Consider the following 7,493-nt stretch of genomic DNA (forward strand, 5'->3'; position numbering starts at 1 on the left):
GTTTAGATGGTGCAGTCTCTAACTGCTGATAATAAAAAACCCACCGAAGTGGGTCATTTGAGTTCGATACCTGCTTTATTAAAAGCCTCAGGTATGATCCGTTGAAGTTCCTTAAGCGTTATTGGCTTAAAGTATTTATCGAGCTGTAATTTTGCGAATTTATCAGGTGGTAATCCACCATCACGAAACAACTGCGCCCTTGTCTTACCAAGTACAATGTCCTGCCTATTTGCTGGCTGGCGATAAAGCCACTCGTAATAAGACTCTTCCCCCCATTCAGAATTACCAACATAATCTGTTGTAATTAAGCTTATGTATTTCTCATCTAAAACTGGAAGTAATCGACTACGGCAATTTGGATGGAGAGGAGGTTTAGGGCCTTCTCCTAGTGGATAACGATTACCGGATAATGATCTGCATACTGATGAAGTTTTATTGTCCAGTATTGCGCTGAATTCTTCATACTTAATCAGATCAGGATTCTCTTTGTAGAAATCCACTGCCCCTATACTGTGCGCATGCTGTAAAGAGGTTCTGGATATCATCTGAAAGCCCCTAGCAATCCTACCGACTACCGACGATGCGATGATTAGAGGCTCAACTGATGTTCCGTTAATTGTTGATTGCAGATCAGACACATCACCACTAGATGACAGAGATATCAATGCCTGATTTTCCACCTGCTGAACGGATGTATCAGCCCAAGATTCAATAAACTTAGCTAGGAATAGTGAGCCACTCCATCCAGCCAAACCCATAGGTATGTTTTGCACATCTCTACGCACTTTTTCATGGTCTGCAGGCTTAATACCTTCGAGAAATGAGTTAAAACCTCGATATTCGGCATCAGCCATAACAATGGCAACACTGATGGCTTCATCAAGCAATTTTTGAGAATAACCAAAGAGAACTGGCCTGAGTGTTTTTTTTAATGCCAGAGAGATTGATTTTGCTTTGCTTATTGATGAAATATCACCAGAGAAGGCAGATAGCGCAGATGCCACAGCGGCACGAATATCTAACACTAAATCACGAGTATCTGCTGTTGATGACTTCAACCTTTCCAGCATGACCTGTATCATTAGTGCGTTATCAAGGATAATGCTCGGCTGCATAGTTACACTCCCAACATATTTGCCCCTCTAGTTACCTCCAGTTCATCAACAACATCCTCTGCTTTTTCATCTTGAGGAATGATATTGATACTTTGCAGATACTTAACAAAATCAATCAATCTCATAGAGCCTGATTGTAGTGCGGCCAATAACGCTGTAATCGTTGGTGAATCTAGCTTAGCGATATCATAAACTTTATTCAGTTGTATTGACGCCTCGCCGCCGCCCGCAAACTGAATGCAAAAATTAAGTGCTCGGTTAAATGCTTGCTCAACATTACCTGCACTCAATGAAAGGACTGAGTTATCAGTTTGCGCCTCATCCTGTGCCTGTGTAGCTGTTCTTGCTGACGTTCCTCGTTCAACTAACTTAGCGCCTAGCATTGCCATTTGCTTCTCTCTACGTTCAGCTAAGGTGATTTGAATATTTCTATCTTCGGGCTGTGCAAACTTCATGTCACCACCTTGTGGTAGCAATACCCCTTTACGGGAGCCAACAGTAAATCCATCAGACATATGTTTCTCAACCCAGTCATCTGTAAGACCTGTTAATGCAACCATTGGTTGACCGACAGTATGTGCCGATTCTGCAATATCAGCCTCAGCCTGATAATGCTTGATATTCACGTATGCAATATCGGCAAGAGGTGGAGCATCGGGGGTGTGATCATTATTCATTGAGCCAATCCATGACCATGGCAATTCGCTCAATGATCTCCCGCTCGCATCACTCAATGCAACCCAATCTGTAACCTTTATGTCTCCATCTTCATACCAACGGCGAGAATGAGCCACATCGTTAATAAGCCTTAATTCAATCCAGATATTCTGCATTTGCAGTTCAAAATCATCTGTATCTACTGGCTCTTGATATTTGAGGACAACGAGGGATGTTTTCCCATTCGTTACACGCCAGTTGATGATTTCTTTGGCTGTGAACAATCGAACATAAGGGCGTCCCTTATTAGCCTCTGACTGAATACCTGAACCGCTAAAATCACTTAATAGACCAGCTCGGCCACGTTGTAAGTTTTGCGATAACGCATCCCTTATCATTTGGGTTAATGGTTGACCCTGACCGTCTATATCATTCTCTAAATACTCAACTCCCGCGACGATGTTAATTTTAACTGGCTTACTAAACGCAATACCAAGTAAGCCGCTAAGTGTCCTTCCGGTAGCATTAAAGAAAGATGCTCTAGATAAATAACGCTTATAACGTTCGTTATCTTTATCATCCATGTCTTTTTTATCTGCTGGATGAGGGAGGTATTTCTCTTTTTTGCTTTTAACAACTCGCTCGCCATCAACACAATCGCCGATCATGTCCCATTCAGGCAAAAACTCATTGTAAGCTGGATGCTTATAATCAACGTTTGTATTCATATTAGTTCCAGTTGAATTCTATTTTCTTAGTCAATCGTTTAGTATTTCTTCTGCTCACTGCAAAATACCTAAATCCGTCAGCATCATGTGACGTGTAATCGTGAAGCGGTTTATCTTTCCAGCACCCTCGTTTGTCATCCCATTCTTTGCGATACCCCTCAAGATGCGTGATACCTTCACTACATTTATGCTCATCAAACACACAAAGAGGAAGGATTTCACGCACCGCCTCAATCCCCTCATCAATGGAAAGTTTCGGCACTACTTCGAATCGCATTGAATAGTTTTCACCGTCTATTTCGTACCCTTCACGCGCTAACTCTCTACGTGATTTCGCGTCAGAGCCAAACTCGCGGTTATCGATATCATGTGGTCCATTGTGACTTGCGTATGTGTAGCCTTTATCTTTCAGCACTTTCATGTAATGCCTTAGACCTTCACCACTGTTTGAGTAGTGGTCTATGACATGGAATTCTTCACCCACTTCACGGATAAACCAAATTGACGTTGAATCACCCACACCGATATCCCAGTACGTATGAACAGGTAGATGTGAGTTATCAGGAAGTGTGCCAATGCGTTTATTTTCATAGAGAAAGCGGAATTGTTTGGCGTAGTAAGCGCCCTCAACTGATTGCTGAAATGCCTCAGACGGTATTGACGGGTATTCCCGCTTCATATCGTCGCCGAGTGTTTTCTCTTTGGCGTAGTACCACGCTTTCTGGCACTCATTAAGGTGAACACCATGTTTGCTTGATATTTCATCAAAGTAATCAACTAACCGCTGGGGCAGTTGTTCCACAGGATTAATGGAGTATTCAGGATTCTTCCACCATGAGAAGAAAAAGAATTTCCAATCTAAATTAGATAGAGCTTTACTCTGAATTTGCGCTTTCTCAGCGGATTGACAGTAATCGAAGAAATAACCCGCTCGACCTTCCGCTGTACTTTCAATCGTCGTGAAACAATCGCTTGATACCGCTTCAAATGCGCCAGTGACAATCTCTCGTGCTTTCTCTGGATACTTAGCACATATCTTACCGAACTCAGAAACGTGCAAATAACGGAGTGTGCCGCCTCGAAATGACGTGCTGATATAAAGTGATCCACCTTTGCTAAACACCAGTTCGCCAGACGCATCATTACTCGCTGGATTTGCAGCTTTAATTTCATCGGGTAGCTTTTCGTAGGCATACTTTATCTTTTCCCTAAATAGTCGCTTAGCATCGTTAAGTGTGTGGGCTATCAATGCACATTTAGCCGCCTCAAATAACGCTGCGTCTAGCTGGATAATGCAGACCTCAGTAGTGAAGCCAAGCTGACGGGCTTTAAGGATAATGTTTCGCGTGTGCATCCCTTCAAAATATTCGAGTTGCTCAGGCGTCATTTTAAATCGAACTGGCTTACCTTCTTTGTTTGTGATCCAGTAGAGGTGATTCAATCGCCAGAGCTTATCTCTTAATAATGTAAGATGTTCTGGTTTCATGATTATTCCTTAGATAAGTCGTCCATTAAATCTGATAGTTGGCTAGCTGTCTTATTCGGCTGAACATCATCAAGACCATATGCCTGACGCTCAAGTCCAACCAAGTTTTTAAGTGTTTCACTTAATGCTTTGGCTGACTTAACGCGCTCAGGGAGAGATATGATTGAATGATAAATTTCATTGAGTTTGTCGCGACCATTATCATCAGGGTTAAACATTAGGTCGCCCAATTTACTTAAGGCTGGTACATCTGCGCACTCTGTACTTAGTTCATCAAACAAGACGTTAGCCAGTTCACGCGCCCTTCGAATATCGCCTCTATGTTCCATACGAACATTGGCAATAACCTCAGCAGTAGCCTCAATAAGTACGCGCTCAGATAATGTTGTTTCTGTGCGTACCTGTTTGCGTACCTCTTCTTTGCGTACCAAATCATCAGCACGAGATTTTATCTTTGCATTAAGATCTCGTGACCAATCATCTTTCTTAGCTCTCTTACGTATAGCTCCTTCAGATATTCCATGCTGTGAAGCAATTTCTCGGAGTGACATCACGCCAGCTCGGTAAGCCGACTCAATAGCCTCCCAATCTGGTCTTTTAGCCATAATATATCCTCATAACAAATTAAAAAGCCGGCTCACTCGAACTGGCTTTGTGATTGGTTATTCCGCTGCTTCATCGTTGAATAACGTTTTCTTTGTTTCCTGCACTCGCTGATAGACGGAATCAACTTTCGTTACCGTATCCCCATTGTCCATTTGAGCTGACCAAAGTTGGCAGAATAATTCATGCTCCAATTGGTCGTCTTTAATTAGCTTAATAGCTCGTGCTGTTGCTGTGGTGTTGTTACTGGTTAGCTTAAGTAAGCCTAAGCGGATTTTCTCTTTTGCTGTTAGTTCAGTAGTCATAAATTGCCTTTCTTTAGGTAATAAAAAACCACCCGAAGGTGGCTTGGTTTGGTGCTTAGTTAGTCGTTTTATTTGTTCATAAAACAATAAATCATATAAACATCTCTATTTTTTAATATGATTCTACGTACTTCCCTCACTTCCCATATAGATGTGTCACCTTCACTCTTGCCATGCTGTAAAATTAAACTATCTTCGCACTCTGGCTTATCAAAGTCTGAAAATGACTCATAGTCCTTTGATAAAATAATGCCATTAACGCCATCTGGAACGTCAGAATCATTTGTAGCTAAGTAATTTACCTCTATCATCATTAACCGCCCATATTTATAAGATAAGCTTATACTCTCTCATAAACTCCGCCAATTAACCACAGGCGCTATTATGGACTAGATTTTCCGCAACCATCATCACGTATCACTACGTTAATCAGGTCACTTCTAGTCTGTTCCTAGCAGTCAAGATATGATCACTCTCCTTAATGGATAAACGACTTATCTAATTGCTGATATATATATTTACTTAAGCTATACTAAGTAGCTATCGCTACACTTTGATTGATATATTGTTAGTATTGCCCATCCTCCCGTGCTGGGCTTTTTTATTCTTTTGGAATGCTTTTATCCAATTCTTCACGGAATTTAACTGGATTATCTGAACCTTCTACTGCCATGATATTTCTCCATTAAAAAGCCCCGCTATTGCGAGGCATAATTAAGATTTTCTTTACTTTGTGGCTAAGGTCACTAGATCAATAAAGTCCTGACAGAACTCTAACCTGTGTCCGTGATCATCCACGAAGTTATATTTCTTAAAATGTTCTAATATTTCCTCGGGACTTTTCCCGTTAATAGGAGATTTAGAAATTGAATCGTGTTCCTGTTTCATCTTCAAACCTTCAATCAGTTGGTTATGACCCAGCCACTCATGTGTTAGAGATTGCATTTCACAGTGGTGGCATTTATCAGTACTCAAATGTACCTGCTCATATCCATAGTGGATTAATGAGCGCTCCATCCAAAGGTCAGTATTTTGATGCGCATATCAAAAAAGCTAACTACCCTTATCGCAAGGTTGGATGATTAAGTTAAAGCGGGGACATCCTCGCTTTTTCAATTTCCCGTATTGCTTTCTTGTCTGAATTACATTGCTCAATAACCGATAACAGGGAGATGTTTAACATTAACGATTCTCCCCATGTCATTTGTTCGGGTATGTGTGGCAATAGACAATCAGCGGTTAGGTGTGCTGGTATCGCTATGTGTTCCACTGGCACGTATTCTTTCTGAATAATCGTGCATCCTGATAAGAGCGTCATTAGGAATAGCAGTATTGGCGCAATCATTATTGATAAGAACAGTTTTGATAACCGTTTTAACTTTTTCAGAATCCACGGCTGACCTATTCCGCTCTTCGCTATTAATCGATGAGACATTGTTGATAATCCTGAATGTACGGTTGGCGTTTTCGGTAATGGCTTGCTGGCGAGATAACTGATTGGCGGCTGTGTTGTAGTCTTTGCTTAATTTGTCGTAATCATCTGTTACCCACCATAGCCAGAATGCGGATATTGCCAGTAGTCCAGCCAATACCTTGGTTAGCGTGTTCATGCTGGATATGTCTTATGGGTTAATTGGAAATGAGGTCCATCTTTAAATGTTTTCCAGTTACCGCCCCATTCGATATCGATGCCAAATTCTTTCGCCGCTTGCATCATGGCATCCGCTACTTTTTTAAAGTATGACCAATCGTTCCAAGGGATCTGATTATTTACCAGTGGAGCGCAATCAACAGCGTGGCCATTTAAGTGACGACTGTTCATCGTTTGGCTTTTACCACTTGCAACTAATTGTCGTTGACGGGCTTCATTGCGCTTACCTTCAATCACCATAAAATCAATATCGGTAATTTCTAATGCTCGATGTACTACTTTAACCAAGTCAGGATGAACGCCACGGAGGTTTTCTTCGCTACGTTTGCTTAATCTAAACTTACTCACTTTTCACCCCCGCTCTGCCTTTAATAATTTTACTTAACGCATCAACGCCGACATACCCAATGAATACACTGGCTAGATATGCCAACTCGTGATTAATGCCAAGAAGAGTTAATAGGTCTTTTACAAACCAAGCGAAGAATGCGCACATTAATCCGTCAATAAGAGTCTTGCCCCATCCACCGCCATTGTATCGACCTCGAAGAACTGCCATTGAGCCAGCTAGAATTGCACTAATACCTTGCTCTTTATTCATAACGATAAGGTTAAGCATTTGAGCCCATAAATCGGGGTTTTCTTTCATATGATTCATACTCACCCCCTATCTGGAGGAATTAGTTAATAGAACGCCGACTCACAGCTCTTATGTGAATGTGAGGTGTTGTGATTGATTCTGTGGTCGGCATATACGAAAAAAGACCGCCTAAGCGATCTTCAAAATGAGTTGTTCGGAATAACCGAACATGTGAAATAGCGTTATCGGAATTCCGGCATCGTAACAATATCAATAACTTAAACCATGCTACCCTCATCAATGAAGGTAACACCCTCGAATTCGGGGGAATTAAAACGAAACGGGATTAATTGTTAATTTCTTCGGCA

At 41.5% G+C, this 7,493-nt stretch carries 11 protein-coding genes; 1 reads left to right on the forward strand and 10 read right to left on the reverse strand.

What is annotated here, in order from left to right; genetic code table 11:
- Positions 1–53: 53 nt before the first annotated feature.
- The 6 genes from ABN217_RS17865 to ABN217_RS17890 all read right to left on the reverse strand — a co-directional run bounded on the left by ABN217_RS17865 (position 54) and on the right by ABN217_RS17890 (position 5,208).
- Complete coding sequence (locus tag ABN217_RS17865) at positions 54–1,115, reverse strand: structural protein (RefSeq protein WP_349459719.1); 1,062 nt, start codon at positions 1,113–1,115, stop codon at positions 54–56.
- Between the two features lie 2 nt (positions 1,116–1,117).
- Complete coding sequence (locus tag ABN217_RS17870) at positions 1,118–2,500, reverse strand: DUF4055 domain-containing protein (protein WP_349459720.1); 1,383 nt, start codon at positions 2,498–2,500, stop codon at positions 1,118–1,120.
- Position 2,501: 1 nt separating this feature from the next.
- On the reverse strand, positions 2,502–3,986 hold the full coding sequence (locus ABN217_RS17875; protein ID WP_349459721.1) for a terminase large subunit: 1,485 nt from the start codon (positions 3,984–3,986) through the stop codon (positions 2,502–2,504).
- Between the two features lie 2 nt (positions 3,987–3,988).
- Positions 3,989–4,591, reverse strand: a complete 603-nt coding sequence (locus tag ABN217_RS17880) for a hypothetical protein (RefSeq protein ID WP_349459722.1) — start codon at positions 4,589–4,591, stop codon at positions 3,989–3,991.
- A 57-nt stretch (positions 4,592–4,648) separates the two neighbouring features.
- Positions 4,649–4,894: a DUF2560 family protein gene (locus ABN217_RS17885; RefSeq protein ID WP_164526268.1), complete on the reverse strand. Its 246-nt coding sequence runs from the start codon at positions 4,892–4,894 to the stop codon at positions 4,649–4,651.
- Positions 4,895–4,962: 68 nt separating this feature from the next.
- Complete coding sequence (locus tag ABN217_RS17890; protein WP_164526267.1) at positions 4,963–5,208, reverse strand: hypothetical protein; 246 nt, start codon at positions 5,206–5,208, stop codon at positions 4,963–4,965.
- A 552-nt stretch (positions 5,209–5,760) separates the two neighbouring features.
- Between ABN217_RS17890 and ABN217_RS17895 the strand changes: the two genes are divergently transcribed.
- Entirely contained in the window at positions 5,761–5,976 is a 216-nt protein-coding gene (locus ABN217_RS17895; RefSeq protein ID WP_240081397.1) for a KTSC domain-containing protein, read from the forward strand.
- A gap of 5 nt (positions 5,977–5,981) precedes the next feature.
- On the opposite strand, the gene lysC is transcribed toward ABN217_RS17895, so the two are convergent.
- From lysC to ABN217_RS17910, 4 genes are read right to left on the reverse strand one after another with little or no spacing between them, the layout of a single operon-like run.
- Positions 5,982–6,239, reverse strand: coding sequence for an Rz1-like lysis system protein LysC (lysC, locus tag ABN217_RS20700; RefSeq protein WP_502935130.1), 258 nt, complete (start codon positions 6,237–6,239; stop codon positions 5,982–5,984).
- Entirely contained in the window at positions 6,127–6,504 is a 378-nt protein-coding gene (locus ABN217_RS17900) for a DUF2570 family protein (RefSeq protein WP_349459723.1), read from the reverse strand. The genes lysC and ABN217_RS17900 overlap by 113 nt, the downstream gene beginning before the upstream one ends.
- The gene (locus ABN217_RS17905; RefSeq protein ID WP_349459725.1) at positions 6,501–6,893 is read right to left on the reverse strand and encodes a M15 family metallopeptidase; all 393 of its coding nucleotides are present in this window, start codon (positions 6,891–6,893) and stop codon (positions 6,501–6,503) included. Before ABN217_RS17905 ends, ABN217_RS17900 begins: the two co-directional genes overlap by 4 nt.
- Entirely contained in the window at positions 6,886–7,203 is a 318-nt protein-coding gene (locus tag ABN217_RS17910; RefSeq protein WP_109409565.1) for a phage holin, lambda family, read from the reverse strand. The genes ABN217_RS17905 and ABN217_RS17910 overlap by 8 nt, the downstream gene beginning before the upstream one ends.
- Between the last annotated feature and the right edge of the window lie 290 nt (positions 7,204–7,493).

Origin of the sequence: Proteus sp. fly-1067, assembly GCF_040139345.1 — a bacterium.
GTDB lineage: Bacteria > Pseudomonadota > Gammaproteobacteria > Enterobacterales > Enterobacteriaceae > Proteus > Proteus vulgaris_B.

What these genes read in the sequence shown, in the direction of transcription:
- ABN217_RS17880 (WP_349459722.1), bottom strand. Translation starts at nt 4,591, where the DNA reads ATGGCTAAAAGACCAGATTGGGAGGCTATTGAGTCGGCTTACCGAGCT.
- ABN217_RS17865 (WP_349459719.1), bottom strand. Translation starts at nt 1,115, where the DNA reads ATGCAGCCGAGCATTATCCTTGATAACGCACTAATGATACAGGTCATG.
- ABN217_RS17900 (WP_349459723.1), bottom strand. Translation starts at nt 6,504, where the DNA reads ATGAACACGCTAACCAAGGTATTGGCTGGACTACTGGCAATATCCGCA.
- ABN217_RS17875 (WP_349459721.1), bottom strand. Translation starts at nt 3,986, where the DNA reads ATGAAACCAGAACATCTTACATTATTAAGAGATAAGCTCTGGCGATTG.
- ABN217_RS17910 (WP_109409565.1), bottom strand. Translation starts at nt 7,203, where the DNA reads ATGAATCATATGAAAGAAAACCCCGATTTATGGGCTCAAATGCTTAAC.
- ABN217_RS17890 (WP_164526267.1), bottom strand. Translation starts at nt 5,208, where the DNA reads ATGATGATAGAGGTAAATTACTTAGCTACAAATGATTCTGACGTTCCA.
- ABN217_RS17885 (WP_164526268.1), bottom strand. Translation starts at nt 4,894, where the DNA reads ATGACTACTGAACTAACAGCAAAAGAGAAAATCCGCTTAGGCTTACTT.
- ABN217_RS17870 (WP_349459720.1), bottom strand. Translation starts at nt 2,500, where the DNA reads ATGAATACAAACGTTGATTATAAGCATCCAGCTTACAATGAGTTTTTG.
- lysC (WP_502935130.1), bottom strand. Translation starts at nt 6,239, where the DNA reads ATGATTGCGCCAATACTGCTATTCCTAATGACGCTCTTATCAGGATGC.